The sequence below is a fragment of the Mycobacterium sp. IDUB_39 genome (assembly GCF_055419205.1).
In genome coordinates, this window is sequence record NZ_JBVAXF010000001.1 from 1,319,012 (window position 1) to 1,343,742 (window position 24,731).

At 68.1% G+C, this 24,731-nt stretch carries 24 protein-coding genes and 1 pseudogene; 6 read left to right on the forward strand and 19 right to left on the reverse strand.

What is annotated here, in order from left to right; genetic code table 11:
* Nucleotides 1–22 precede the first annotated feature (22 nt).
* A complete protein-coding gene (car, locus tag ACZY0X_RS06150; protein WP_463768688.1) occupies nucleotides 23–3,550 on the reverse strand; it encodes a carboxylic acid reductase in 3,528 nt (1,175 codons plus the stop codon).
* Nucleotides 3,551–3,738: 188 nt separating this feature from the next.
* Here car and ACZY0X_RS06155 point away from each other — a divergent pair, with 188 nt between their 5' ends.
* Nucleotides 3,739–4,665, forward strand: coding sequence for an SAM-dependent methyltransferase (locus ACZY0X_RS06155; RefSeq protein ID WP_463768689.1), 927 nt, complete (start codon nucleotides 3,739–3,741; stop codon nucleotides 4,663–4,665).
* A gap of 13 nt (nucleotides 4,666–4,678) precedes the next feature.
* Here the strand turns inward: ACZY0X_RS06155 and ACZY0X_RS06160 are convergent, their stop codons facing one another.
* The 6 genes from ACZY0X_RS06160 to ACZY0X_RS06185 all read right to left on the reverse strand — a co-directional run bounded on the left by ACZY0X_RS06160 (nucleotide 4,679) and on the right by ACZY0X_RS06185 (nucleotide 10,784).
* Nucleotides 4,679–5,584 carry a DMT family transporter gene (locus tag ACZY0X_RS06160; protein ID WP_463768690.1) on the reverse strand — a complete coding sequence of 302 codons (906 nt, stop codon included), beginning with the start codon at nucleotides 5,582–5,584 and terminating at the stop codon, nucleotides 4,679–4,681.
* Between the two features lie 51 nt (nucleotides 5,585–5,635).
* Nucleotides 5,636–5,941 carry a hypothetical protein gene (locus ACZY0X_RS06165; RefSeq protein WP_463768691.1) on the reverse strand — a complete coding sequence of 102 codons (306 nt, stop codon included), beginning with the start codon at nucleotides 5,939–5,941 and terminating at the stop codon, nucleotides 5,636–5,638.
* A gap of 116 nt (nucleotides 5,942–6,057) precedes the next feature.
* Nucleotides 6,058–7,134 (reverse strand): phosphotransferase, encoded by a 1,077-nt coding sequence (locus ACZY0X_RS06170; RefSeq protein ID WP_463768692.1) that lies wholly within the window; start codon nucleotides 7,132–7,134, stop codon nucleotides 6,058–6,060.
* The gene (locus ACZY0X_RS06175; protein WP_463768693.1) at nucleotides 7,131–8,333 is read right to left on the reverse strand and encodes a cytochrome P450; all 1,203 of its coding nucleotides are present in this window, start codon (nucleotides 8,331–8,333) and stop codon (nucleotides 7,131–7,133) included. Before ACZY0X_RS06175 ends, ACZY0X_RS06170 begins: the two co-directional genes overlap by 4 nt.
* A gap of 90 nt (nucleotides 8,334–8,423) precedes the next feature.
* Nucleotides 8,424–9,449, reverse strand: coding sequence for a LacI family DNA-binding transcriptional regulator (locus ACZY0X_RS06180; RefSeq protein ID WP_463768796.1), 1,026 nt, complete (start codon nucleotides 9,447–9,449; stop codon nucleotides 8,424–8,426).
* 24 nt (nucleotides 9,450–9,473) lie between these two features.
* Nucleotides 9,474–10,784, reverse strand: a complete 1,311-nt coding sequence (locus tag ACZY0X_RS06185; protein ID WP_463768694.1) for an MFS transporter — start codon at nucleotides 10,782–10,784, stop codon at nucleotides 9,474–9,476.
* Between the two features lie 71 nt (nucleotides 10,785–10,855).
* Between ACZY0X_RS06185 and ACZY0X_RS06190 the strand changes: the two are divergent.
* A pseudogene (locus ACZY0X_RS06190) lies at nucleotides 10,856–11,167 on the forward strand (SDR family NAD(P)-dependent oxidoreductase); the annotation flags it as partial.
* Nucleotides 11,168–11,221: 54 nt separating this feature from the next.
* Nucleotides 11,222–11,875, forward strand: a complete 654-nt coding sequence (locus ACZY0X_RS06195) for an O-methyltransferase (protein ID WP_463768695.1) — start codon at nucleotides 11,222–11,224, stop codon at nucleotides 11,873–11,875.
* Between the two features lie 13 nt (nucleotides 11,876–11,888).
* Here the strand turns inward: ACZY0X_RS06195 and ACZY0X_RS06200 are convergent, their stop codons facing one another.
* The 3 genes from ACZY0X_RS06200 to ACZY0X_RS06210 all read right to left on the reverse strand — a co-directional run bounded on the left by ACZY0X_RS06200 (nucleotide 11,889) and on the right by ACZY0X_RS06210 (nucleotide 14,272).
* Nucleotides 11,889–12,707: a mycofactocin-coupled SDR family oxidoreductase gene (locus ACZY0X_RS06200; protein ID WP_463768696.1), complete on the reverse strand. Its 819-nt coding sequence runs from the start codon at nucleotides 12,705–12,707 to the stop codon at nucleotides 11,889–11,891.
* A gap of 80 nt (nucleotides 12,708–12,787) precedes the next feature.
* Nucleotides 12,788–13,222: a type II toxin-antitoxin system Rv0910 family toxin gene (locus tag ACZY0X_RS06205; RefSeq protein ID WP_463768697.1), complete on the reverse strand. Its 435-nt coding sequence runs from the start codon at nucleotides 13,220–13,222 to the stop codon at nucleotides 12,788–12,790.
* A gap of 45 nt (nucleotides 13,223–13,267) precedes the next feature.
* Nucleotides 13,268–14,272, reverse strand: a complete 1,005-nt coding sequence (locus ACZY0X_RS06210; RefSeq protein ID WP_463768797.1) for an esterase family protein — start codon at nucleotides 14,270–14,272, stop codon at nucleotides 13,268–13,270.
* Nucleotides 14,273–14,665: 393 nt separating this feature from the next.
* Between ACZY0X_RS06210 and ACZY0X_RS06215 the strand changes: the two genes are divergently transcribed.
* Nucleotides 14,666–15,013 carry a heme-binding protein gene (locus ACZY0X_RS06215; RefSeq protein ID WP_463768698.1) on the forward strand — a complete coding sequence of 116 codons (348 nt, stop codon included), beginning with the start codon at nucleotides 14,666–14,668 and terminating at the stop codon, nucleotides 15,011–15,013.
* 7 nt (nucleotides 15,014–15,020) lie between these two features.
* Here ACZY0X_RS06215 and ACZY0X_RS06220 read toward each other — a convergent pair whose 3' ends face one another.
* Complete coding sequence (locus tag ACZY0X_RS06220) at nucleotides 15,021–15,869, reverse strand: rhomboid family intramembrane serine protease (protein WP_463768699.1); 849 nt, start codon at nucleotides 15,867–15,869, stop codon at nucleotides 15,021–15,023.
* A gap of 58 nt (nucleotides 15,870–15,927) precedes the next feature.
* Nucleotides 15,928–16,755, reverse strand: coding sequence for an acyl-CoA thioesterase (locus ACZY0X_RS06225; RefSeq protein ID WP_463768700.1), 828 nt, complete (start codon nucleotides 16,753–16,755; stop codon nucleotides 15,928–15,930).
* 117 nt (nucleotides 16,756–16,872) lie between these two features.
* Between ACZY0X_RS06225 and ACZY0X_RS06230 the strand changes: the two genes are divergently transcribed.
* Complete coding sequence (locus tag ACZY0X_RS06230) at nucleotides 16,873–17,901, forward strand: LLM class flavin-dependent oxidoreductase (protein ID WP_463768701.1); 1,029 nt, start codon at nucleotides 16,873–16,875, stop codon at nucleotides 17,899–17,901.
* Nucleotides 17,902–17,905: 4 nt separating this feature from the next.
* Here the strand turns inward: ACZY0X_RS06230 and ACZY0X_RS06235 are convergent, their stop codons facing one another.
* The 7 genes from ACZY0X_RS06235 to ACZY0X_RS06265 form a co-directional block, all read right to left on the reverse strand.
* The gene (locus ACZY0X_RS06235; RefSeq protein ID WP_463768702.1) at nucleotides 17,906–18,355 is read right to left on the reverse strand and encodes a hypothetical protein; all 450 of its coding nucleotides are present in this window, start codon (nucleotides 18,353–18,355) and stop codon (nucleotides 17,906–17,908) included.
* A gap of 1 nt (nucleotide 18,356) precedes the next feature.
* Nucleotides 18,357–19,604, reverse strand: coding sequence for a DUF58 domain-containing protein (locus tag ACZY0X_RS06240; protein ID WP_463768703.1), 1,248 nt, complete (start codon nucleotides 19,602–19,604; stop codon nucleotides 18,357–18,359).
* Nucleotides 19,604–20,572 carry an AAA family ATPase gene (locus ACZY0X_RS06245; protein WP_463768704.1) on the reverse strand — a complete coding sequence of 323 codons (969 nt, stop codon included), beginning with the start codon at nucleotides 20,570–20,572 and terminating at the stop codon, nucleotides 19,604–19,606. The genes ACZY0X_RS06240 and ACZY0X_RS06245 overlap by 1 nt, the downstream gene beginning before the upstream one ends.
* 6 nt (nucleotides 20,573–20,578) lie before the next feature.
* Nucleotides 20,579–21,064, reverse strand: coding sequence for a hypothetical protein (locus tag ACZY0X_RS06250; RefSeq protein WP_463768705.1), 486 nt, complete (start codon nucleotides 21,062–21,064; stop codon nucleotides 20,579–20,581).
* Nucleotides 21,061–22,020, reverse strand: coding sequence for a DUF4129 domain-containing protein (locus ACZY0X_RS06255; protein ID WP_463768706.1), 960 nt, complete (start codon nucleotides 22,018–22,020; stop codon nucleotides 21,061–21,063). Before ACZY0X_RS06255 ends, ACZY0X_RS06250 begins: the two co-directional genes overlap by 4 nt.
* Nucleotides 22,021–22,083: 63 nt before the next feature.
* Nucleotides 22,084–23,259, reverse strand: a complete 1,176-nt coding sequence (locus ACZY0X_RS06260) for an alpha/beta hydrolase (RefSeq protein WP_463768707.1) — start codon at nucleotides 23,257–23,259, stop codon at nucleotides 22,084–22,086.
* A gap of 11 nt (nucleotides 23,260–23,270) precedes the next feature.
* Entirely contained in the window at nucleotides 23,271–23,735 is a 465-nt protein-coding gene (locus tag ACZY0X_RS06265; RefSeq protein ID WP_463768708.1) for an SRPBCC family protein, read from the reverse strand.
* A 224-nt stretch (nucleotides 23,736–23,959) separates the two neighbouring features.
* Between ACZY0X_RS06265 and ACZY0X_RS06270 the strand changes: the two genes are divergently transcribed.
* Nucleotides 23,960–24,731, forward strand: a 772-nt coding sequence (locus ACZY0X_RS06270) for an IS30 family transposase (protein ID WP_463768709.1), incomplete at its 3' end; no start/stop codon positions are given.

The window sequence follows — 24,731 nt, forward strand, 5'->3', positions numbered from 1 at the left end:
CTCGACGGGTGACGGGGTGGCTCTACAGCAGGCCGAGCAGCTCCAGGTCCGTGACGTACTTGACGATCACCTCGCGCGTGACGTGCGGGATGTCCTTATCCGGCCCGATCTTGGCGTCCTGCACGGCCGCCCGGAACCTCTCGGTCGGCGCCATCGCGCCATTCACGGGGTGCTGCGGCGTCTGGTAGTTGTGCAGCAGCGGGAGCAGCGACGCGTTGCGCTGTCGTTCGGGAAGTGCCCGCAGCGTTGTCTCGAACCGGGCCAGCCAGTCGGCGTAGTCGTCCATCCGCTGGATGGGGTGACCGGCGTCGATCAGCCAGTCGACGAACTCGTCCATGCCGATACCGTCGTCGTACGGGTTCATCACGTGATACGTCTCGAACCCCTCGGTGACGCGCGAGCCCAGGGTCGAGATCGCATCCGCGATGAACTCGACGGGCAGTCCGTCGTAGTGCGCCCGTTGCCGGTTGCCCTCGTCATCGGTCTCGTGGAACGAGAACGGTGCAACACCAGTTGCCACCAGGCTCAACATCATTCGGGTGAACATGTCGGGCAGGTTGAGCTGTCCGGCGTAGGTGGTGTCGGCCAGGATCATGTCGCAGCGGAACACCGAGACGGGCAGACCGCACAGGTCGTGCGCCTCCCGTAGCAGCACCTCGCCGGCCCACTTGCTGTTGCCGTAGCCGTTGGCGTACGAGTCGTCGACCGCGCGCGTCGCGCTGACGACACGAACGTCGGCGTCCTCGGTGTTGTCGGCCGGGTTCATCCCCGCACCGACTGCCATGGTGGACACGTAGACGAATGGCTTGATCTTCGTGGTGAGCGCGATGCGGATGAGTTCAGCGGTACCAAGCACATTGGGCCCGAACAGCTGGCTGTAGGGCAGCACGTGGTTGACCAGCGCCGCCGGATCCACGATGAGGTCGACGGTGTCGGCCACTCGCTGCCAGACGGCATCGTCAAGGCCGAGGTTCGCCTCGCCCTTGTCACCGGCGTACACCTCGAGGTGCTCGGCGGCCAGCTCTCGATAGTGCGCCAACAGCTTCGGGTCGCCACTGTCGAACGTGGCGTCGAGCCGGGCGCGCGCGGCCGCGTCGTCCTTGGCCCTGACCAGGCAGATCACCTTGCCACCGACCAGATCCATTCGCTCCAGCCAATCCAGCGCGAGGTAGCGACCGAGGAATCCGGTGGCGCCGGTGAGCAGCACCGTGCGGATCTCGGCGGCCGGACCCGGAAGAGACGCTGCGGCGGACAGGGTTTCGGGGTCGATGAACTTGTCCAACGTCAGGTGTGAGGCGTGCACCTCGCTGGCGTCGCGGCCGTGGACGGCGGCGTAGGTGGGTCGCTTCGCGGCGCCGGAGCGCTCCGCCTCGACATAGGCGGCGATGGCCGCGAGGTCGCTGGCGGGGCTGACGATCACGCCGACAGGCACGTCCACACCGTAGATCTCGTGCAGAAGGTTGCTGAATGTCAACGCCGACAACGAGTCTCCACCAAGGTCGGAGAAGTGCGCATCGCCCGTGACATCGGCGGCCGATGCACCGAGCAGCGCACGGGCGGCGCGCCCGAGCGTCTCGAGCACCGGGCCGTCGGCACCGGACTGCCGCAGCGCGCGCAGCTCACCCGCTTGACCATCGGAGAGGTCGAGGTAGAGCTGTTCGAGCTCAAATCCGTACCGCTCCTTGAGCCGCGGCCATGCCAGCTTGCGGATGCCGGTCAGCAGACCGTTCTCGACCGTGAATGGCGTTGTCTCGATGATGAAGTCGCGGGGAATCTCATAGGACTGCAGATCGGCGGTGCGGGCGGCGTCCTTCAACGACGCACTGATGGCCGACTTGAGATCGTCGGCCCCGTAGCGAGCCTGGGCGTCCTTGGTCGGGACGACCACCGCGAGCAGGTAGGGCCGGGCGCTGTTGCCGTAGATGTAGATCTGGTGCACCAGCGGGCTGCCGGTGAACGCCGCTTCGAGCTTGGACACCGTGACGAACTCGCCCTGGGACAGCTTGAGCACGTTGTTGCGGCGGTCGACGTAGCGGACCTGGTCCGGGCCGGTCTCGGCGACCACGTCACCGGTGCGGTAGTAGCCGTCGGCGGTGAACACCTCGGCTGTGACCTCGGGGCGCTTGTAGTAGCCGGGGAACAGCTGATCGGACTTGACCAGCAGCTCGCCGCGGGGGTGCGGCACATCGGTGCCGAAGTAGCCGAGTTCCGGGACGTCGACCAGCTTGTAGTCGATCACCGGTGGGCGGCGGATCTGGCCGTCGACGAACACCGCGCCGGCCTCGGTGGAGCCGTAGCCCTCGATGAGGTGCATGTCGAGCAGTTCCTCGACCCACGCCTTGAGTTCCGGGGCGATCGGCGCGGAGCCCGTCAACGCGGTGACGTAGCGATCGCCGATCAGCCTGTGCCGGAGTTCCGCGAGCACCTGGCTCTCGTCGGCGTCGACGCCGTGGCGGGCCAGTTCGCTCTCGTACTCCTGGTGGAGCATGTCCCAGATACGCGGGACGAAGTTCATCTGCGTGGGCCGCGTCATCGCGAGGTCCTCGAGGAACGTGGACAGGTCGCTGCGGGCGGCGAAGTAGACGGTGCCGCCTGCAGCGAGCGTCGCGTACAGACCGCCGCGGCCCATCACGTGGCTCATCGGCATGAAGCTCAGCGTGATGGCTGGCACCGCGCCCTGCTTCTCATCCCAGTGGGCCATCGCGTCACCGGCGCCCCACATGTCGGCGACCTTGCGCTCGGGGTACATCGCACCCTTGGGTGCCCCGGTGCTGCCGGACGTGTAGATCAGCAGCGCGAGCGGATCCTCACCCTCGCCGGTAACACCCTGGGGTGCAGGCAGTTCGGTGCCACGGGCGATGACGGCGGCGAGGGTCTCCACCACGACGCCGGTGGCGGCGAGGCGGGCGCGCGTGGCGTCGAGGGCGGCACGGTGGTCATCGTCCTCGGGCCGGTAGTCGAAGACCACGAGGCTCTTCGGGGCGGGGCCGGCAAGAATCAGGTCGACGGCGTCGTCGACGTAGTCGATGCTCGAGGCGATGAGTGCGGGTTCGGTCTCGACGATGATCGGCTGCAGCTGGGCCTGCGGTGCGCTGGTCTGCAGCGGCACGGAGACGGCGCCGATCTGGGTCAGGGCGGTGTCCACGACGGTGTAGTCGACACTCGTGAATCCGAGGATGGCGACACGGTCGCCGGGGGCGACGATTGGGCCTGCGCCGCCGGGGGCGACCGGGCCGTCGTGCAGCGCGGCGGCAAGCGGCCGGACACGTTCGGCGAGCTGCCCGTAGGTGATGGTGTCGAAGCGAGGTAGCAATCGGGTGGTCGTCCGGCCGGTGTCATCGGTGACGAACTCGACGGCGCGCTGGCCAAGCGCCGGCCGGTCGGCGTAACCCTCCAGCACGGTGCGGACGACGTCGGGCAGGCGCAGTCCGGGGCGGGCAACGGCGGCGACGACGGCGGGGTCGGGCTTGGCGGCGGCGAACTCTTGGTCGTTGGAGAAAAGGTCGGCGATGCGGCGCTCGTAGCGCGCTTCGCGCTCATCAATGGACATAAGGGAGCCTCTAAACAAATCGCGGGATGTCTGCTGTGGCGGGCCACGCTGCCTCGCCGACTGATACAACGTTAGCAAAACTAAAGATATGCCCGGCTGTGCGTGACCTGCAAGTTCCCTGCCAGGGAACGTTTGAGTGGCCCCACTCGTTACACTAGCTAAGCAATCCACACCGAGAGGCGCACACGATGACACGCACCAATGACGACACCTGGGACCTGGCCACGAGCGTCGGAGCGACGGCCACCATGGTGGCAGCGGCGCGCGCCATCGCCACGACCGCCGAGCAGATCGACGACCCCTTCGCCGAGCCCCTCGTCCGCGCCGTCGGTGTGGACTTTCTCACTCGCTGGGCCACCGGCCAGATCGACACCGAGGCACTCGACGTCGACGGCGCCACCTGGGGGCTGCAGCAGATGCCCGCCGCGATGGCGGCCCGCACCCGTTACTTCGACGCGTTCTTCGCCGACGCCGCGGCGGCCGGAATCCGCCAAGCCGTGATCCTGGCGTCGGGCCTTGACGCCCGCGCCTACCGACTGGACTGGCCGGCGGGCATGACGGTCTTCGAGATCGACCAGCCCGAAGTCATCGAGTTCAAGACCACGACCCTGGCCGGCCTCGGCGCCGACCCCAGGGTCGAGCTGAAGACGGTGGCGATCGATCTCCGTGAGGACTGGCCGACAGCGCTGCAGGCCGCCGGCTTCGATCCGGCGTTACCCGCGGCGTGGATCGCCGAGGGACTCTACGGCTACCTGCCGCCGCAGGCCCAGGACCATCTTCTGGACGCGATCACCGCGCTCAGCGTGCCCGGCAGCCGGTTGGGCAGTGAAGCGGTGCCCAGCACCGCGGACGCCTTCACCGACGAGGCCAGGGCGCAGATGCGCGACGCCACCGCCAAGTGGCGTGAGCACGGCTTCGAACTCGACTTCTCCGAGTTGAGCTTCACCGGCGATCGCAATGACGTCGGCGAGTACCTGGGCGCCCTCGGCTGGACGTCGGTCGCCACGCCGATGAGCGACCTGCTGGCCGCCAACGGATTCCCGGCGCCTCCACCGGCCGACGGCGATCAGCCGACCATGAGCAGTGTCGTGTACTTCACGTCGACGCTGCTCTGAATCGGGTACCGGGTCACACCGGTCGGCGCGCTGCCTTGATCTCGAGTTCGGCCTCGTACGCACCCTCGTCCCGACCTAGCGCGACGGTGGCCGCGGTCATCGCCGCGATGGCGACCGTGAGCGCTATCGCCTGGTAGCGGCCCGCCTCGAGCGCCTCACCGAGCAGGAGCGCGCCCAGGACCACCGCCACGACGGGTTCGAGCACCAGCATCGTCGGCACCGATGTCTGTAGCGCGCCGGCGTGGAACGCCGACTGCTGCAACAACGTTGCGACGACGCCCAGCACGACCAGGGCGTAGGGGGCCGGCGTGGTGAGCAGGCTCAGCAGACCGCGCTGGTCGGCGAGGTGCATGACCACCCGGGTCACGACGGCGACCACACCGAACAGGACGCCGACCGAGACCGCCAACAGGACGGCGCGCTGCCAGCCGCCGAGGCGCACGGCCACGACAACACAGCCGACGATGATGAGCAGGCACACGGCACCGACGATCGCCGCCGTCGGTATCGAGGCGGCCTGCTGCTGCGGGCCTGGCCGGGCCAGGAGCACGAACACCGCGAGCGAGATGGTCAGCAGGCCGGCCCACAACCATTCGCCGCGGGTCACGCGGCGACCGGCCATACGCGCACTGAGCGGCAGCGCGAACAGCAGCGCCGACACCAGCAGCGGCTGAACCAGGATCAACGATCCCTTGATCAACGCGAGCGCCTGGAAGACGTAGCCGAGGACCGCCGCTGTCGTGCCCAACCACCACAGCGGTCGACGCAGCAGCGTGGTGAGCATGACGGTGCTGACACCCAGTTCGGACGGCACGTCCATGGTGGCGCGCTGGCGCACGACGATGCCGATGGCCATGAAGATGGCCGCGCAGATCGATAGCAGGACGACGAGCCCGTGGGTCAGCACCGTCCTTGGCATCCCTTCATTGGTTCTGCGACGACCCCCGCCGCCTACACCGTAGAGGGACCGCTAGACCGCTTCGAGTCGACCGCCCTCGACGGCGGTCTCGGCACCAGTGTCACCTGCGCGATCGGCCTTGGCGGGCGCACCCGGCGGGTCGATGCGGTCGTTGACCCTCGCGACGACGGTGTCAACGCGATGCACTGCGGCGTCACACAGGTCGCGGACCCGCTCCCCGGCGGTGTCGACGTCGTCGGCGGCGCTGAGCAGGTAGGACCTCACGTTGAGCCGCACCCCGTCGGTGACGCGACGCACGCGCCGCCGAAGGCGGTCGTCGACGTCAATGGTGACGTACGGCAGCACTCGAATTGCCATATCCGCTCCCCTGTTGATGTAGACGCGATCGCGTTGAACCCAGGTTAACGGAGGTGGCGTAGTTCACAACGTGACGTAGGTCCCCGCACCTCGCGGGAGCGCGCGCAGCACCCGGGTCACAGCAGGTCCGCGATGGCGGCGGCGGTCTGCAGATCCTCGTATGCCGCCGAGTAGCGCTGCGCGAGTGCCAGTGCGATATCGGGACGCTGCCACAGTTCCCCGGCACTGGCCGTGCACAGCCACAGCGTCAGGCCGTGAGCCACCGAGGCCCGGTAGCGCAGCCAGATCTCGTCGAGTGAGGGCATCTCGTCGGCGGGTAACCCCAGCGCGTCGCGGTAGGCCTCGAGGATCGAGCGCTCGCTGCGCCTGCGGTCCTCGGTGCTCAGCGCGCCCTGCAGGAAGTAGCCCAGGTCCAGGGCGAAGTTGCCGCGCCGTGCGACCTGCCAGTCCAGGAAGCCGACCGTGTGCTTTCCGGAACCGTCCGGAACTAGGTAGGTGTTGCCGACGTGGGCGTCGCCGTGCAGAAGCGTGGTCGGCCCGATGGTGAGGGTGCGAATGTAGGGCTTCCACACGTCCTCGATCAGCGCGCCGATGCTCAGCGCGTGCACCGCGGCGGGTGCGTCATCGCCGAGGCGTTCCAGCGCGGCGGGCAGCGGCGCGTACTCCATGCCGTCCCACGGCACGAACGGTTCGAGCCAGTCGAGTTCGGGCCGCTCGACGCGCGCACCCCAGTACCGCCCATGCATGCGGGCCAGACCACGGACCCCGTTGATCGCCTGTGCAGGAGTCAACGGCCGGGTGGCGTCGCGCGGGTCGGCACCCCGCGCATTCAGGTCCTCCATGACCAGGAGGAACTCCTCGGCGTCCTCATCGATCGGCGCGGCGTAGACCAGCGGATGCTCAAGCGGCAGAGCGATGTTCGAGTTGAACAGCCTCGGTTCGTGCAGCAGGCCACTGGTGAGCTTGATCATCGCCTTGTGATCGGGGTCGACGGCCTTGACGAACACCGTCGCCGGACCCGCCCCGGCGGCGTAGGTCACCGCCAGACGGGCGCGCCGGTTGGTGCCGTCGTCGCGCATGTCGACTGTGACGGTGTCAACGACGGCGTCGGGGTGGTGCCGATTCAGCGCGGATGTGAGCCAGGCCGGGGTGATCTCACTCCAGTCACTCGGAACCACCAGTGCCGCAGTCACTTCACGTACGCCGGCATCGAGTCCCAGCCGCGAATGGTCGACGTCGTGGAGAACACTGCACCTGCCAGGTCCACCTCCCACTCCGGGAACCGCTTGAGGATCTCCTCCAACGCGATCCGGCCCTCCAGTCGCGCCAGCGAGGAGCCCAGGCAGTAGTGGGCGCCGACGCTGAAACCGAGATGTCCCCTCTGCTCGCGATTTATGTCGAAAGCCTCGCCGTCGGGCGGGAACTGGCGATGATCGCGGTTGGCGGCGCCGATGAGCATCATCATGACGGCGCCCTGCGGCACGGTCTGGCCGTAGAACGTGGCATCACGCGTGACATAGCGCGCCACGTGCGGTGCCGGCGGCTCGAAGCGGACGAGTTCCTCGACGGCCTTGGGAATGAGCGTGGGGTCCTCGACCAGCTGGCTTCGCTGATCGGGATGTTCGGCGAGAACCTTTCCGGCCCAACCGATCAGGCGGGTGGTGGTGTCGTTACCCGCTCCGGCGACAACGTTGATGTAGATGAGCAGCTCATCACGCGTCAGCTTGCGGGTGGTGCCCGTCTCGTCGACGAACTCGACGTTGAGCAGCTCGGTCATGATGTCATCCGAGGGGTTGTCGACCCGCCAGGCGACGTAGTCGGCGAAGATGTCACCGCTGACCAGGCCCTCCTCGGCGGCCTTCATCGGCTTGCCCGCCTCGGTCTTCATCTGGCTGGTGACGTGTTCGCGGATCATCTCCTGGTCGCCCTCGGGGATGCCGATCAGCGCGCTGATGGTCTTCATCGGCATGACGGCGCCGAGATCGGCGACGAAGTCGAACTTGCCCGCGCCAACCACCGCATCGAGGCTCTCGGCGCAGTAGTCCCGGATCTTCGCCTCGAGCAGGGCGATCTTGCGCGGTGTGAACATGCGCGCCAACAACTTCCGGTGAATGTCGTGAATCGGGGGATCCTCGAATATCAGCACACCGGACGGAATCGGGAAGTCGGCCCTGATCAGCTCGAGGATCGCGCCCTTGGCCGAGCTGAAGAGGCCGTGGTCGACGATGCCCTTGTTGACGTCGTCGTAGCGGCTGAACGCGTAGAAGTCGTGCTGAGCGTTGTAGTACAGCGGCGCCTCCTCGCGGAGTCGCTTGAACACCGGGTACGGGTCGGCGTTGATCTCGACGCTGTATGGGTCGAAGTACACATCACTGGTCGCGCTGAGGGTCACCGCGGTCCGCCTCTCTGAGGGCTGCGAGAGCATTGCTTACACGCGTAAGTTACACGGCAGCCTGATCGCCGGACAAGCTTCTGCGCAAGTTCAGGTCGAGGAGCGCTGAATCAGATGGGCGACGTTCTGGCTGCTCGGCTCCGTCACGGACGGGTAGCCCAGCTCGGCCATCATCGCCGCGACGGACACGTCGACGATGGTCTCGGCGTCGAATCCGACCGAGGTCAGTGGCGGCGCGCTCACCGCACCCAGCGGCCTCGCGTCGACGCCGATCACCGCCAGATCCTCCGGACACCTCAGCCCGGCCCGCCGGATACCGTGCAGCACCACCATGGCCGTCTCGTCGCTCTCCGCACACACCGCGGTGACGCCGTCGGCCACCCAGCCTGCGACCACGTCGGCGGCATCGGTTCCGTCCATCGCGACCGATCCGATCGCGATATCGGGGAGTCCTCGGCCTGCCGCCGCCACCCGCAGACCCTCGAGCCAGTACTCCCCCAGCGGGCGCACCTGCTCGATATCGGAGAACGCGAACGCCAGCTGCCGATGCCCCCTCGACACCAGGTGTTCGACCCGCATGTCTCCGATGGTCAGGTGCAGCGCGCCCATCGCATGCAGTTGCGCACTGCCCAGGTGGATCTGTGGGATGCGCGCGCCGGTGACCGCCTGCAGTGCGGCGCCACCCAGCGGGAACACGCTCGTCACCGCGATCGGGTTCAGGTCGGCGATCGCGTCGACGACGTTGCGGCCGTCCTCGGTCTCGAACTGCAGCGACAGCACCACGCCGTGTCGCGCCAGCGCCGCGGTCAGTCGGCTACCCACCTCGATGAGCAAGTCGCCCAGCGAGATTCGCGGGACGACGTAGAGCATGACCCCGCTACCGCCGCGGGCGAGATTGCGTGCGGCGAGGTTGGGCCGGTACCCGAGTTCCTTGGCCGCCGCGTGTACTGCGGCCCGGGTCTGCGCCGAGATGGTCTGGCCCGCGACGTCGTTGAGCACGTAGGTGACCGTCGCGGCCGACACCTTGGCCAGGCGCGCGACGTCGGCTTTCGTCGGCCGAGCCGACTTGTTCGATACCGTCGGCCGAGCCGACTTGTTCGATACCGGTCCCTTCACGCCCACACCGCACATCGTGGCATGTCAACGCGCGGCGTCGTGCAATACGTCAGGCGGCCGCGACCCGGCGCGCAGCGGGTCACCGGCCGTCTCACGCAGACCGAGCACCGTAACCAGCGATAGTGCGGCCGCAGCGATCAGGTAGAACGCCGGCGCCATCACCCCGTTGTGGCTGGTCAACCACGTCACCACATACGGCGTCGTGCCACCGAATCCGGCAACCGCGATGTTGTAGCCGACCGAGAACCCGCTGTAGCGCACCCGGGTGGCGAACAGCTCGACACCCGCGGTCACGGCCGCCGAGATATAGACGGACTCGATCGCCGCGAGGATGCAGTGCGCGGTGATGGCCGCCGCCAGCGATCCGGAGTTCAGCAGCAGGAACAGCGGGTAGGCCAGCACCGCGAAACACGCCGACCCGGCGATCAGCATCGGTTTTCGCCCCACCCGGTCCGACAGTGCCGCGAACGGCAGGATCAGCACCAGGGCGACCAGGCTGGCGAGCGTGATCGATGTGAACGACGCCGTCTTCGAGTACTCCAGTGTCTTGATCAGGTAGGTCGGCAAGAACGTGAACACCACGTAGTAGCCGACGTTGAAGATCAGGAACAGTCCGATGACCTGCAGAATCGACTGCCAAGACGTCGTAATAGCCTCGCGCAGCGGTCTTTTCGCCACGTTGTCGGTGCTGCTGAGCCGAGCGAACTCCGGGGTGTCGTCCAGGCGCAGCCGGATGTAGAGCCCCACCATGCCCAGCGGCGCGGCGAGCAGGAACGGGATGCGCCACCCGTAGGAGTCCATCGCCGCGGCGGGTAGCGCCGCCTGCAGCACCGTCACGGTGATCGACCCGAGCAGGAAGCCGACCACACCCGACCACGCCATGAACGTCACGATGAGGCCGCGCCGGTCGTCGGGCGCGTACTCCGCGAGGTAGACCGCGCCGCCGCCGTACTCCCCGCCCGCCGAGAAGCCCTGCAGGCAGCGCAGGAACAGCAGGAGCAGCGGTGCGGCGACACCGATCGCCTCGTAGGTGGGCAGCAGACCGATCGCCAGAGTGGCCGCGGACATCAGCAGGATGACAACCGCGAGCACCCGCTGGCGACCTATGCGGTCACCGAGCGGCCCGAACACGAAGCCACCGAGGGGGCGCATGAAGAACGCGGCCGCGAATATGGCGAATGTGTTCAGCAGCGCCGCGGTGTCATTACCCGCCGGGAAGAACTTGGCGGCGATGTACGTGGCGAGGAACCCGTAGATGGCGAAGTCGAACCACTCGACGGCGTTGCCGATGGAGGCACCGGTGACGGCCTTTCGCACGGCTGAGGGGGGCGGCATGCCGACCTAGGCTAGTCAGCGTCCGGTTGCGCGGGCGCAGAACGCGTTTGAGCGAAGCGCTTAGAGGGTGGGCCCTCGCCAACTTCGCCAAGAGCGTGTCGAAGGAGTTCGGCCCCAAGGGCATTCGGGTCAACACCGTCAGCCCAGGGCCAGTGTCCACCGATCTGTGGCTCGCCGAGGACGGCGTGGCCGCCCAGTTCGCCGCGGCCAGTGGCGCCACGCCCGACGATATCGTGACGTCCGCCGTCGCGGGCTCGGCGACGGGCCGGTTCACCACCCCGCAGGAGGTCGCCGACCTGACGTTGTTCCTGGCCGGCGATCGCTCGGCCAACATCACCGGCTCCGACGTCCGCATCGACGGCGGCTACGTCACCACCATTTGAGTCACCCATAAGGGACCCAGGACGCACACAGCCCGTCGGCGTAGCGTCGGCGCCATGACAACGCTCGAAGACACCCCCGTCGCCTCAGCCCTGGACCGGATGTACACGGAGTCCCGGGAGCAGATGTCCACACTGCGCGCCCGGTTCGACGGAATCGACATGTCATCGGCCACCGCGCAGGAACGCGCCGACGCGCTGAGCGACGTCTACATGCCCGTCACGCCAGAGGCCGGCCGACTGCTGTACGCGCTGGTTCGGGCCACCCGCCCGGCGACCGTCGTCGAGTTCGGGATGTCGCTGGGGCTGTCCGGGATTCACCTGGCGGCCGCGGTACGCGACAACGGCAGCGGGCGCGTCATGACGACCGAGTTGAGCAAGGCCAAGATCGCCGCCGCGAAGGGCAACTTCGACGCCGCGGGGCTCTCCGATGTCATCACCGTGCTCGAGGGCGACGCACTGCAGACCCTGGCCGATATCGACGGTCCCATCGGCTTCGTCCTGCTCGACGGCTGGAAGGAGTTCTACCTCCCGGTCATCAAGCTGCTCGAGCCGAAGCTGTCCGAGGGTGCACTCGTCGTCGCCGACAACACCAACATGCCCGACACCCAGCCCTACCTCGACTACGTGCGCGAGCCCGCCAACGGATATGTCAGCGTCAACTTCCTGGCGCGTGACACCGACAGCATGGAGCTGAGCTGCCGGGCCTGATCGGTATCGGCCGCTAGTCCAGCCCGTTGGACAGCGTGAGGTACTCACCGGTCTTGCAGCGCCCCTGGTCCGATACCAGGTAGAGCACGGCGTTGGCGACGTCCTCGGGCTCGAGCAGTCCCGGCCGCGGGCGGCCCTTGGCGAAGACCTCCTCGACGTCGGCTCGGGTTGGCTTCTCGAGGTCCGGCCGGATCACCCGGTAGGTGTCGAGGTTGTGGATCATCGTGGTGTCGACCCCGGCCGGCAGCACCGCGTTGACCGTGATGCCGTGCTCGGCGACCTCGTGAGCCACCGACTTCACCAGCGCGACGACGCCTGCCTTGGCCGCCGCGTAGTGGCCGCCGCCGGCCGCCCCAGTGGTGGCGACGACCGACGATGTCGCGACGACGCGTCCCGCGCGGCGTTCGATCAGGTGTGGCAGGACGGCGCGGAACGTGTTGAACACCCCGGTCAGGTTGACGTCGATCATGGTCTGCCAGCGCGTGGCCGACATGGTGGCGAGCGGACCGCCGCTGGCGATCCCGGCGTTGGCGATCACGATGTCGATGCCACCGCACTCGCTCACCGCCTTGTGCACGACGCCCTCCATCGCCGCGAGGTCGCGGACGTCGGCCGTGACCGCGACGGCGCGCCGGCCCAGGGCCTCCACCGCCTGCACGGTCTGCTCGAGGTCGGCCGGGGTGGCCAGCGGGTAGTCGACCTCCTCGACCGGGCCGGCGATATCGCACAGCACGATGTCGGCACCCTCCCGCGCCAACGTCGTCGCGTGCGCACGTCCCTGCCCGCGCGCACCTCCGGTGATCAATGCAACCTTGCCGTCGAGCGCACCCATGCGCTTCCCTTCAGTTGACCCCTGGAATTCGCGTTCAACGAATTCGCGTTCGGTGTGCAGACTTCGGCGGGGCACGAAACTCATCGTGCGGTCAGCGCGGCGAGGTTGCTGACCGAGCGCAACACGTCACCGCGGATCACCCTGGCGACCAGGCTGCCGATGGGACCGTCCAGCAGCGCACCGCGCAGGTCGGCGGTCAGATGGAAGGTGGTGCCCGGGCGATCGTCGACGATCCTCATCTTGAGAAAGATGTGCACGCCACCGCGCCCGCTGCCCCGCATGGCGATGCTGGTCGGCTTGGCGTACTCGGTCACCTCCCAGTGGATGGTGTTGCGAAACCCCTTCACCTTGATCAGCGACGACACCGTGGTGCCCTTGTCGATGACGCCGGGCACTGGGCTCTTCCACCCGCCGAAGATGGTCAGCCACTCATCGAACCGTTCCAGGTCCGACGCGAGGGCCCAGGCCTCATCGGGTGAGAGGGCGGAGGAGACAGAGACGTCGACGGTCGCCATGACCTACCTCTACCCAGCTTGTGCTCGATCGACGCGCCGAGTGGGCTACGGCACTGGAACCGCAGCCGGCACCGGAACCGCAGCCGGCACGGGAACCGGAGCCGCCACAGGAGCCGGGGGTGCTGGCGGCAGCGCACCGAGAACCCGCTGCAGGTCAGGCTTCATCGCCTGTAGCTGCGAGCCCCAGTAGCCCCAGCTGTGCGTGCCGTTGGCCGGGAAGTTGAACACCGCGTTGCGGCCACCGGCCGCCAGATACTTCTTCTGGAAGTCCTTGTTGGTGTTGATGGTGATGTTCTCGAGGAACTGCGCGCTGTACATCGTCCCGAAGTCACCGGGCGCGTCGAGATCCGACGAACGGCCGTTGCCGCAGTACACCCACACGGCGGTGTTGTTGGCCACCAGCGTCGCGATGTTGACCGTCGGGTCGTTGCGCGCCCACGCGGGATCGCTGGTGGTACCCCACATGTCGGTGGCGTTGAACCCGCCGGCGTCCTTCATCGCGAACCCGATCATGGTGGGCCACAACCCTTGTGAGGGATTGAGGAATCCCGACAGTGAGGCCGCGAAGATGAACTGGGCCGGATGCCAGATCGCCAGGGTGAGCGCGGCGCCGCCGGCCATGGACAGGCCCACGACTGCGTTGCCGGTCGTGGCGACGCCGCGGTTGGCGGCCAGCCAGGCGGGCAGTTCCTGGGTCAGGAACGTCTCCCACTTGTAAGTCACGGGGCCGGCGCTGCCGACCGCGGGCCGGTACCAGTCGGTGTAGAAACTGGACTGTCCGCCCACGGGCATCACCAGCGACAGGCCCGATTCGTAGTACCACTCGAATGCGGCCGTGTTGATGTCCCAGCCGTTGGCGTCCTCTTGGGCCCGTAGACCGTCGAGCAGGTACACCGCGTGCGGACCACCGCCCTGGAACGTGACGCGGATGTTGCGGCCCATCGACGGTGACGGCACGTCGAGCTGCTCCACGGGCAGGCCCTCGCGCGAGTATGCACCGGCGGTCGGCATGGGCGCCACGACACCGACCAGCGCGGGCAGCATCACCATCGTCAGCAGTGCCACCAGAGTTCGGCGCACGCCTCTACCGGCGTGACTGCCGCGGGGAGGATCGTTGCGGGCAGGACCGTCGCGGTCAGAAAAACTGTGGACCTTCTTCTTCACCACCAACACCGGTGGGACCCCATCTCTTGAGCGTTGTGTCCCGGGGAACCTAACAGCGCACATCACCAGGGCGTTCGAGCCACACGCGCCGTAGTCGGCTCGTTATCAAGGCGTTTCGCGATCGTTGGACGATGTGCGCATCAACGCCACCCTGTGAGCCGCACACCAGTGACCTGTGAATCACCTTGGGCGGGCAGCCGTCGGTGCGTCCGCTCACCCAAACTCGACTCAACCTACGAAGGAGCTGTCATGTCACTTTGCACATCCACGAGGCGCCGTGTGGCTACGGGTGCCGTCCTGGCGGGCGGTCTGGTGAGCGTCGCCCTGTTCGGGGGCGTCGCATCGGCGTTCGCCAACGAGGACCCCGCGGCGAACCCGTCGAACTGCAGCGCCGCCGATCTCGAGGGCGTCCGCGCCGGCGTATCGGCGTCGACCTCGGCGTACCTGTTCTCCCATCCCGACCTCAACACCTACGAGTCGAGTCTTGGTGGACTCTCCCGCGACGAGGTGTCGACGAAGTTGCAGTCCTACCTGGCGAATCATCCGCAGGAGCAGTCCGAGATCGCGGGTATCCGTCAACCGCTGGTGGACCTGCGGGACCGCTGCGGGGCCCCGCCCAGTCCTTGAGGACTCGCTAGCCGACGCCGGTCAGCAGGCTCGCGGTCCGCAACCAGATGAGCGCCGCGAACAGCACCAGCATGGCGGCCGTGGCCCCCGCCTGGATCAACGTCCGATTCGCTTGCGGTGCATACCCGTAGACCCAAGCGATCGCGGCACCTGTGAGCAGTCCGCCCACGTGGCCCTGCCAGCTGATCGATGGCACGACGAACGTGATGACGAGGTTGATCACGATCAGTCCCACGATCGGCCGTACGTCGAAGTTCAGCCTGCGGGCGAGGATCAGCGAGGCACCGAAGAGACCGAAGATCGCGCCTGACGCGCCCAGCGTCGGCGCATCGACCGGGCTCAGCAGGTAGACGAGCACCGACCCACCGAGTCCGCTCATCGCATAGATGCCGATGAAACGGACACGTCCCAACGCCAATTCCAGCGCGGGTCCCATCAAGTACAGAGCGACCATGTTGAAAAGGATGTGCATCACGTCGGCGTGTAGGAATGCCGAGGTCACCAGACGGTAGTACTGGTCGTAGTACGCGATGCCCTCTGGCCACAGCACAAACTGCAGATACACCTCATCATTGGTCTTCTGCAGCACGAACATGACGACGTTGACCGCGATCAGCATGTAGGTGACCAGCGGTCGCGCGTGCTGCTTGGCACCGAACGCGGTCCTGACTGGCCGGACTGACCGGGCCGCCGCGTTGACACAGTCGACGCACTGGTGCCCGACGGGCGCGGTACGCATGCACTCGGGGCAGACAAAGCGCTGGCAGCGCGTGCACTGGATGTACGTCGACCGGTCGGGGTGCCGGTAGCAACTCGGGGGCGCGCCCTGCGGGGCATGCGGGTACGGGGTACTCACACGACCACTCTTCCAGCTGGACCGGACATGGCGCACGCAGGACTCCGCATTGCGTCGGCTAGAACCGCCAGAGCGCTTCCTGGCTGGTGCTGGCGACCAGTTCACCGGAGTCGGCGTACAGCGATCCCACCACCAGGCCGCGGGAGTCGCTGTGGTTGAGCGGCTTCACCTCGTAGCGATGCCAGCGGCGCGGGTCATACGGTCGGTGGAACCAGACCGCGTGGTCGAGACTGGCGGCGTACCCCACATCGCCACCCGCGGGAGCGTCCGGCGGCCGGGCGATCGGGACCGGTCCGAAGTCGGACATGAATGCCAGGGTGCAGGCGCGGATCAGCGGATCGTCCTCGATGGCGTCGTGCGTCCTGATCCAGAACGGCGGCACCGCGAACACCGTGTCGTCCCCTGGTGTTACGCGCATGTCGAACCGGTCGGCGAACCCGATCGCCGGCCTCTTGGGCACCGCGTCATCGAATGCGACGGCGGGCACCACCGTGGGCTGCCAGTCGGCGGAGTCCTCCTGGCGGTGGAACGACGCGATCATCTCGAGGATGACCTTGCCGTGCTGTACGGCGGTCACCCGACGCGTGTCGAAGGACCGGCCGTCGCGGGTGCGCTCCACCTGCAGTTCGACGTCGACGCCGTACTCGCCGCCCCGCACGAAGTAGAGGTGCAGCGACTGCGGCAGCTTGTCGGGCTCGACGGTGGCCCCCGCGGCGGCCAGCGACTGCGCGGCGATCAGCCCACCGAAGAGCCTGTCGCCGGGACCGCCGCTTGGGCTCGGCACGACGAACAGGTCGTCGCCGCGGCGGTCGAACTCCAGCAGGCGAGCGATCCAGCTTCGGTCCCCGGTCACGCCTGCCCCGGCCCCAGAATTGACACGTGTCATCAAACGACCACCCTAGCCCAGGTGCATCGCGACGTCGCCTCAGGGTCTGCGTTGACCTGCGTCGATACGCCCAGGGCTACCACACCGCGAGCGACTCACTTAGGTTACCCTAAGTTCGTGATCAAAGCGGATGACAGTGTCAGGTTCGGCGTGCTGCTGAACATGGGAGCGAATCTGGGCGAGACTCCCGAGGCCGTCTTCGACCTGACTGCCGAGCAGGCCACGGCCGCCGAGCAGCTGGGCTACGACGAACTCTGGGTGACCGAGCACCACTTCATCCGCTTCGGCATCAATCCGAGCGCAATCACGACCGCCGCCTTCCTGCTCGGTCGCACCACGCGCATCCAGGTCGGGACCGCGGTGGTGTTGTCACCACTGCTGCACCCGGTTGAACTCGCCGAGCGCGCCGCGCTGCTCGACCAGTTCAGTGGCGGCAGGTTTGCGCTCGGATTGGGCCGTGGCGGGTACCGGCGCGACTATGACGTGCTCGGCGTGGACTTCACCCGGTGGGATGACGAACCACTGGCCAGCGCGCAAGCTTTGCTGGACATCTGGGCGCGACCAGCTGGTGACGCTGCGACACGGGCCAACGATGTCGTCGACGTGCAGCCGCCACCACTCACGCACCCGCATCCCGAGCTGCTGCTGGCGACGTCGAGTGATCCGGGGATTGAGTTCGCCGCCCGCAACGGCATTGCCCTCCAACACTATTTCGCGACACCGGTGGGTGCCCGTGTCACCGTGGAGAACCGTTATGGCGAACTACGCGGGCAGGGGCCCGCGCCGGCGCACGTGCACACCCTCATCATCGTCGTCGATTCGGCACCCGGCCGGCGCGACGAACTCGCCAACGCACTTCGGGAGTCCTTCCGCGCCGGCGACCACCCGCACGTGCCGCAGAGCTCGAACAGACATCTGATGCCGGACGGCCGACCAGCGAGCCCGGATGCGATGGCGCGGATGGTCGCCGACCAGGCGATCGTGGGATCACCGGCCCAAGTCATCGACGAACTCGGGCAGTTCATCGAAACCACCGGTGCAACACGGATTGCCGGCTACTTCGAGTCGATCGCGGACAAGAAGGTCACACTGAGATCGCTCGAGGACTTCGCATCGGTCGTCGCGCCTGCGCTCGGCGCCGGGTAGCGCATCACTGCAGTTCACCGCGTCCGGCCAGGTAGGGCCGGGTGACGATCAGGTAGACCGCCAGCACCGCGACCGGGGCCGCCAGCGGCAGCCACGCCACGTCCACCGGGATGAGCACCGCCGCCATCCCCACCGCCGAGAAGCCGACCGCCCCAGCCACAGTCGGCCAGGACGCGGACTCCTCGACGCGTGCACAGTGGCGCACCACCAGATACGCGGTGGCACCCAGCCCGGCGAGCGCGGCGACGATGGGCGGCGGATCGGAGAGGACGAGCAGCACTACGGTGCACCCCACCGCGAACGTCGCCGCGCCAACAGCCCCGGTGCCGGCCCCGACGACCACGGCAGCCACCGCGACCGCCACCACCGCCAGCGACGGCCCGCGGGTACCAATGGCGGCCGCGGCCACCATCAGCAGGCCGAATGCCACCGACAAGGCGCGCAGCGCGCGCATATCAGCGACCACCCGTGCGGCGTCGGTGATCCGGGACGAGGTGCATCACCTGATCGAGCGTGCTGTCGGACTGCCACGCCACCACCTCGACGCCGATGGTGGCCATGTCCCGGTACATGAAGGCCCGCTGCATTGACCACATCCGTCTGATGAGCGGGTCCTGCTCGTCGGCGAACGGGGCGCCCTCCAGCACGTCGACGGCCACCACCACGTGCCCGCGCCGGCGCAGGTCGATGAGAGCGAGCGCGAAGTCGGTGTCGAGCAGCGTCGAGAAGGCGACGACGATCGCGCCGGACGGGATCGCGGCGCGCGGTGCCAGTGTTCCCGTGGTGGGCTCGAATCCGTCGCCAGCGGCCAGCACCGCGTCGAGCACGCGGTAGAACTGGCGGCGGCCGATATCGGGGGCGAGCCAGCGCGGCGTGCCGCCGAGGGCCACCACACCCGCCCGGTCGCCGCTGCGCAGCGCGCTCTGCACCACCTGCACGGCGCCGCGCACTGTGCGCTCGGTGGCGTCGGTCGCCGGCCCGGGAGGCTGGTCGGTGGTGTCGACGAGGACCACCACGTCGGCGGCTCGCTCACTGAGCCGCTCGGTGACATGCAGGCTGCCGCGCCGCGCACTCACCGGCCAGTTCACGGTCCGCAGCTGGTCGCCCGGCACATAGGACCGGATGTTGCCGAACTCGACGCCCCTGCCGATGTGCGGGGTGATGTGGGTGCCGAGGCGGTCGAGCAGCTCGGTGCGGGGCATATCCGTCTGCGCCGTCGGTGCGATCGGGAACACGAAGTGCTCACTCACCTCGGCGGTCGCGGTTCCCGTGAACAGGCCACCGCGGGCGGCCACGGCGACACGGAGCGAGATCGGATAGCGGCCCCAGCGTTGCGCGGTGCAGGCCAGTTCGATTCGGCCGTCAGGCATCTCCGTCGACTCGCAGGAGAACCCCGCGGGAGTGACGATCTCGAGGTCAACGGGTGTGCCGTCGTCAGCGGTCGCCCATACCGTCAGCCGCGTCTCCTCGGATTCGAAGCAACGTTGCGTCGCGGGTTCGGCGTGCACGGTCACGTTCGGCGGACGACGCTGCCACCACACCGACACCAGGACGCCAAGCAGGGGTGCTGCGAACGCGACGAGCTGCCATGTTGACGTGAGCGCGGCGGCAGCCAGGGCGATCGCGATGCACGTCGCAATCGACCGGGCCATCGGCGAAGCGCGCCAGCGCAGTTCGGCGTCGACGCTGCGACGGTCGGACATCACGGCGATGCGCCGCCAGTACGGGGTACGGGCACCCGACGCAGAAGCTCCTCGACGACGTCGACACTGCGGACCTGCCGGACCCACATCTCGGGCCGCAGGCTGATCCGGTGCGCCATGGCGGGTACCGCGAGCGCCTTGACGTCCTCGGGGATCACGTAGTCGCGACCGGAGAGCAATGCGCGCGCACGAGCCAGTTGGACCAGGTCCAGTTCCGCGCGGGGGCTGGCTCCGACCGAGACCTGCGGATGCTGCCGGCTCGCGGCGGCCAGGGCGACGACGTAGTGCAGCACATCCTCGTGCACCGTGACCTGCTCGACCGAATCTCGCATGGCGAGAACGTCCTTCGCGTCGACAACGCGGTCCACCGATACGTCCGGTGTGCCCCGGTCCAGGCGACGGCGCAGCATCGACACCTCGTCGTCGCCCTTGAGGTAGCGCAGTTCGAGCCGGATCGTGAAGCGGTCCAGTTGCGCCTCCGGCAGCGGGTAGGTGCCCTCGTACTCGATGGGGTTGTCGGTGGCCAGCACGATGAACGGCGTGGCGAGTGGGTGCGTGGCGCCGTCGATGCTGACCTGCCCCTCAGCCATCGCCTCCAACAACGCAGCCTGGGTCTTGGGTGGTGTGCGGTTGATCTCGTCGGCCAGAAGGAGATTGGTGAAGATGGGTCCGGGCCGGAACTCGAACCGTCCCGACTGCATGTCGTAGATGGTCGACCCGAGTAGGTCGGCGGGCAGCAGGTCGGGGGTGAACTGCACGCGGGTGAAGTCGAGACCCAGTGCGGCGGCGAAGCATCGGGCGATCAGGGTCTTACCCAGCCCCGGCAGGTCCTCGATCAGCACGTGGCCACGCGCCAGGACCGCGATCAGGATCAGGGTGAGCGCGGGGCGTCTCCCGACGACCACCCGCTGGATCTCGTCGAGCACCGCCTCACATTGCGCGGCGGTCGTCGTCACGGAGCTAGCCACGTTGGGTCACGTCCTCTCCAGCCGTTGCAGGATCTCGTCGAGCGTGCCCCGTCCTGGCCCAGGCGCGTTGCGGTCGCCGGAGTGGACGTTGTTGGGGTCGACCCAGGCCCACAGCTCATCGCCGAAGACCATCCGCGCGGTGGCGCGCAGTGTCTCGGGATTCCTCGAGCTTCGCGCTCCGGTGGAGAGTTCGAACTGGCGCGCCAGCATGGGCCGCAGGTGCTTGTCCCAGTCGGCGCGGCTGCCGTCGGCCCAACTGATCTGAGTCTCGGTGCGGGCCAGCCACCGTCGCAACGACTCCGCCGGATCACGTGCCCGCGTCTCGTCGACAAGCGATGCGGGCTCGCGCACTACGTACCACCGCATGGCGAGCAGCGCGATCCCCGCCACACCGCCAGCCAGCCATGGCACCATGCGACGGTCGGGCAGGGAGAACGCAACAGCCTCGATGCCGACGATGACGAGCAGTGCCGCTGCCAGCGTTCGCTTCACCTCAGGCTCCCCAGTTCGTTCAGGACGCGCTGCAGCACCCCGACCGCCGCCCCGCGGTGCGTCTCGGTCATCACGTGCGGGCTGAATCTCGCCTCGTCGAACAGATCAACCAGTTCGGTTGCGCTGTCGGACCGCAACGCGTTGCGCTCGACCGCACGCGCCAGCACCTCCGAGGCGGTGTCGAAGTCCTGCGGAATGGCGCCGGGCACCTGCGCAAGTTCACGCTCCATAGCCGCGTAACACGCGATGATGGCCCTGCGTGGTTCCAAGCTCATGTCACCCACCTCGGCGAGGCCCACTTCTGCTGCGCGGGAAAGAGATTCGGACGCTTTCTGCGGTACGGTCACCTCACCGGGCGAGGCGTCGACGAGGACCTGTGTATCCCCTCGCCTGCGTCCCGCCACGATGGAGCCAACCACCAGAACGAGGAGGAACACGACCGTCGCGACGTAGAAGTAGCCGAGCAGATGCGACGGCGACGTCGCCGAGGGATCTGGCGAGGGTGGAACATCGCCGGGCCGGTCGGGCGCGGACGGTGCGGTCTGCGCAGGGGCACCGGGCTGAGGTGGTTCGACCGCGATGCCGGGGAGCAGCCCGCTGAGGTACACGACGAGAAGCAGCCAGCCACCGATCACACCGAAGACGATCAGCGCCATTCGCCATGTGGTCTCGCTCCGGTCCGCGCGCTGCCACATCGCTCTACTCGCCACCGGGCCGGGGCCCGCGACGCGGCGGCGCAGCCGGGTGATGACGGCGACGACCATGACGGCCACCGCGGCGAGGAGCAGCCCGACAACCACCACCGCTGAGACAGAGTCGTCGGGCGCGCGCTCGCGTACCTGCGTCGTCGCGCCGGGCAGATGCCCGCGCAGCGCCAGCGCCAGGAGAATGAGCAGGCTCACCACCAGCGCGAGGGACGTCGTCGCCCGCCGCGCGGAGGTGCCCGCTCCGGTCATCGGCGACCTCCCGAGCGGCACCTGGCCGCTACTGTCGTGATCTGCTCGATCGTAGGCCGGTGATCACGGTTTCTGGCCGTGATCGCGCAACCACGCGGCGGTCAGTTGGCGGTAGGCCTGCTGGCCGATGCTGCCGGTGCGGGCGTCGAAAACATGGTCGGCGTGCGGTATCGACACCACCTCGACATCGACACCCGCGGCCCGGGCTCGCTCGGCGAACCGCAGCGCGCCGCTGGTTGGGACCAGGTGGTCATCGGCACCGAGCAGGAGCAGCGTCGGTGGCGCGGCGGCGCTCACGTGCGACGACGAGGTGACCGCGGCATAGCGTTGTGGGAACTCGGCCGGCGACCCGCCGAGATAGGCGGTGGCGAAATCCCGAGAGGTGTCGCCGAGGACGGTGTCATCGTTGCCGTGCAGGTCCGCGGGGTCGACCGCCGGATACAGCGCGCTGACCGTCGACACCGCGGGCGGCCGCCCACCGCATGACGACCGCAGCGTGCCGTTGGCCGCCATGTAGGCGGCGTTGATCGCGAGGTTCCCGCCCGCCGAGTCACCGGTGAGCGACAGTCGGGTCGCATCCCCGCCGTAGGTGTGGGCATTGGCGGTCACCCACGCCAGCGCACAGCCGATCTGGTCGGGCGCGACGTCCCAGAGATGGCGGTCCGGTCCGGACAGCGCATAGTCCGCGGTGACCGTCAGCCAGCCCTGGTCGGCGAACCAGCGCAGATCGGCGGCGTGAGCGTTGCGGTCACCGGCCACCCACCCGCCGCCGTGCACGAAGAACAGCACTGGCGCGGGCGGTCGGCCCGGTGGCGGCCGGTAAACGCTGAGCGCCAAGGGTTCTGCGCCCAACGTCGTGTAGGTGACCTCGGCGTCGGGGGTCGCGGTGGCCTTCGACCACACGTCCAGCGTCTGGATCAGGTCGATGCGCGCGCCCACGGCCTCGACGGCGGCCACCTGCCTGCCCACCACCACGCCGCCAGCGGCGACTGTCAGCACCGCCAGCACCACCAGGGCAGCGGACGGGATGTCACGGCCGCGCAGCCATAGCCCCAGAGCCAGCAGGCCACCGACGAGGGCGACCAGCACCACCCACGACATCAGGGGTGACACGAAGCCGGTGGCCAGGCCGAGCCCGGGCACACCGGGCGCCAGGGTGCCGAGCACGCCGACGGCGGGGACGGCCACCAACAACGCGGCGAGGCCCATGGCGACCCGACGTCGCGTCGACGTCGGCATTGTCGGACGGGTCAGGCGCCGGAGGCTTCGCGTTCGGCGGCCTTGATGAGCCGCAGCGAGATCAGCTGGATCGCGCCCTTGAGCGCCGCCCGCATGATCGGGCCGGTGCCGGGCACGCCCTCGGTGAACCAGCCGCGCCAGCAGATGTCGGTGCCGCCCGACGCGTTCGCGGTGAAGACGGCCTCGCCGTGATAGTCCCTCGCCGGTGTCGACGGGCCGATGAGCGTGTAGACGTGCCTGTGGTCCTGCTCGTACTCGACGGTCTTCTCGCGCATCATGATTGGCCAGAGCCCGACCTTGCGCACCGCGCCGACACCCCCGGGGGCAGGCTCACCCTGTGTCTCCCAGCTGGACTGGAACACGACGGGCCTGGCCCACTCCTTCCACCGGGCGCCGTCGGCCTCCAGCCGGAACAGCGTCGCCGGTGGCGCACTGCTGGTCCGGTTGACCTCAAAGGTGAACGTCTGACCCGTCATAAGCGCACCCTACCGGTGTAGGTTCCCGCCGCGAGATCTGCATGAGCGTCGTGATTCGCGCCTCAGTCTCAATCGGTCGCTGCAACACCTGAGTTGGTTAGGGGTGTTGTTCGATGGCGTTTCGTAGGCAGGGCAGCAAAGCGGTGCCGGAATCGGCGCGCGAGGATTTCTGGACCGCGGTGAGATCGGGGTTGTCGCCGGCTCGAGCCGCCACCATCGCTGGTGTGTCGTTCACGACGGGCTACACCTGGGCCAGGGTCGGGGGCTGGAAACCTGCCGGTCATCAGGGGACCCGGTATTCGCACGCAGTGCGTGAGGCATTCTGGGCGGCGATGCGATCGGGGGCCTCGACCGCGCAGGCCGCTCAAATCGCGGGCGTGTCGGAGATGTCGGCGTTGATGTGGGTCAAACAGGCTGGTTACGTGCCCAGAACCCAGCGTCCCGCGGTGTTCGAGATCGTGTCGTGTCGGCGGCCGCGTGCGCCGTTGACCTTCGTTGAGCGCTGCCGGCTCGAGGATCTGCTCGAGGGCGGCTGCACCGCGGGGCGGGCCGCTGAACTGCTCGACCGCCACCGCGACACGATTGGCCGCGAGATCGTCAAGGGGCAGACCACCTCGGGGTATCGGGCCAGGATCGGCCAGGACGTGGCCGACGCCAACCGCAAGCGTCCCAAGTGTCGCAAGCTGAAGGACAACCCTGCCCTGCTCGCCGAGGTGGTGGCACGCTTGGAGAAGCGGCACAGTCCCGAGCAGATCGCAGAACGGCTGCGGCAGGACTTCCCCGACGATCCGGAGATGTGGGTGTCACACGAGACGATCTATCAGGCCCTCTATGTTCAGCCGCGCGGGGAGCTGGCCCGGCTGGTCAAGACCGCACTGCGCACGGGCCGTACTCGGCGGAAAGCGCAGGGCCGCAACGAAACCGGCCAGGGCAAACTCAAGGACATGATCAACATCGCCGACCGTCCCAAGGAGGCTGACGACCGCGCGATCCCCG

What these genes read in the sequence shown, in the direction of transcription:
- car (WP_463768688.1), bottom strand. Translation starts at nt 3,550, where the DNA reads ATGTCCATTGATGAGCGCGAAGCGCGCTACGAGCGCCGCATCGCCGAC.
- ACZY0X_RS06155 (WP_463768689.1), top strand. Translation starts at nt 3,739, where the DNA reads ATGACACGCACCAATGACGACACCTGGGACCTGGCCACGAGCGTCGGA.
- ACZY0X_RS06160 (WP_463768690.1), bottom strand. Translation starts at nt 5,584, where the DNA reads ATGCCAAGGACGGTGCTGACCCACGGGCTCGTCGTCCTGCTATCGATC.
- ACZY0X_RS06165 (WP_463768691.1), bottom strand. Translation starts at nt 5,941, where the DNA reads ATGGCAATTCGAGTGCTGCCGTACGTCACCATTGACGTCGACGACCGC.
- ACZY0X_RS06185 (WP_463768694.1), bottom strand. Translation starts at nt 10,784, where the DNA reads ATGCCGCCCCCCTCAGCCGTGCGAAAGGCCGTCACCGGTGCCTCCATC.
- ACZY0X_RS06195 (WP_463768695.1), top strand. Translation starts at nt 11,222, where the DNA reads ATGACAACGCTCGAAGACACCCCCGTCGCCTCAGCCCTGGACCGGATG.
- ACZY0X_RS06200 (WP_463768696.1), bottom strand. Translation starts at nt 12,707, where the DNA reads ATGGGTGCGCTCGACGGCAAGGTTGCATTGATCACCGGAGGTGCGCGC.
- ACZY0X_RS06205 (WP_463768697.1), bottom strand. Translation starts at nt 13,222, where the DNA reads ATGGCGACCGTCGACGTCTCTGTCTCCTCCGCCCTCTCACCCGATGAG.
- ACZY0X_RS06210 (WP_463768797.1), bottom strand. Translation starts at nt 14,272, where the DNA reads ATGGTGATGCTGCCCGCGCTGGTCGGTGTCGTGGCGCCCATGCCGACC.
- ACZY0X_RS06225 (WP_463768700.1), bottom strand. Translation starts at nt 16,755, where the DNA reads ATGACACGTGTCAATTCTGGGGCCGGGGCAGGCGTGACCGGGGACCGA.
- ACZY0X_RS06235 (WP_463768702.1), bottom strand. Translation starts at nt 18,355, where the DNA reads ATGCGCGCGCTGCGCGCCTTGTCGGTGGCATTCGGCCTGCTGATGGTG.
- ACZY0X_RS06240 (WP_463768703.1), bottom strand. Translation starts at nt 19,604, where the DNA reads ATGTCCGACCGTCGCAGCGTCGACGCCGAACTGCGCTGGCGCGCTTCG.
- ACZY0X_RS06255 (WP_463768706.1), bottom strand. Translation starts at nt 22,020, where the DNA reads ATGACCGGAGCGGGCACCTCCGCGCGGCGGGCGACGACGTCCCTCGCG.
- ACZY0X_RS06260 (WP_463768707.1), bottom strand. Translation starts at nt 23,259, where the DNA reads ATGCCGACGTCGACGCGACGTCGGGTCGCCATGGGCCTCGCCGCGTTG.
- ACZY0X_RS06265 (WP_463768708.1), bottom strand. Translation starts at nt 23,735, where the DNA reads ATGACGGGTCAGACGTTCACCTTTGAGGTCAACCGGACCAGCAGTGCG.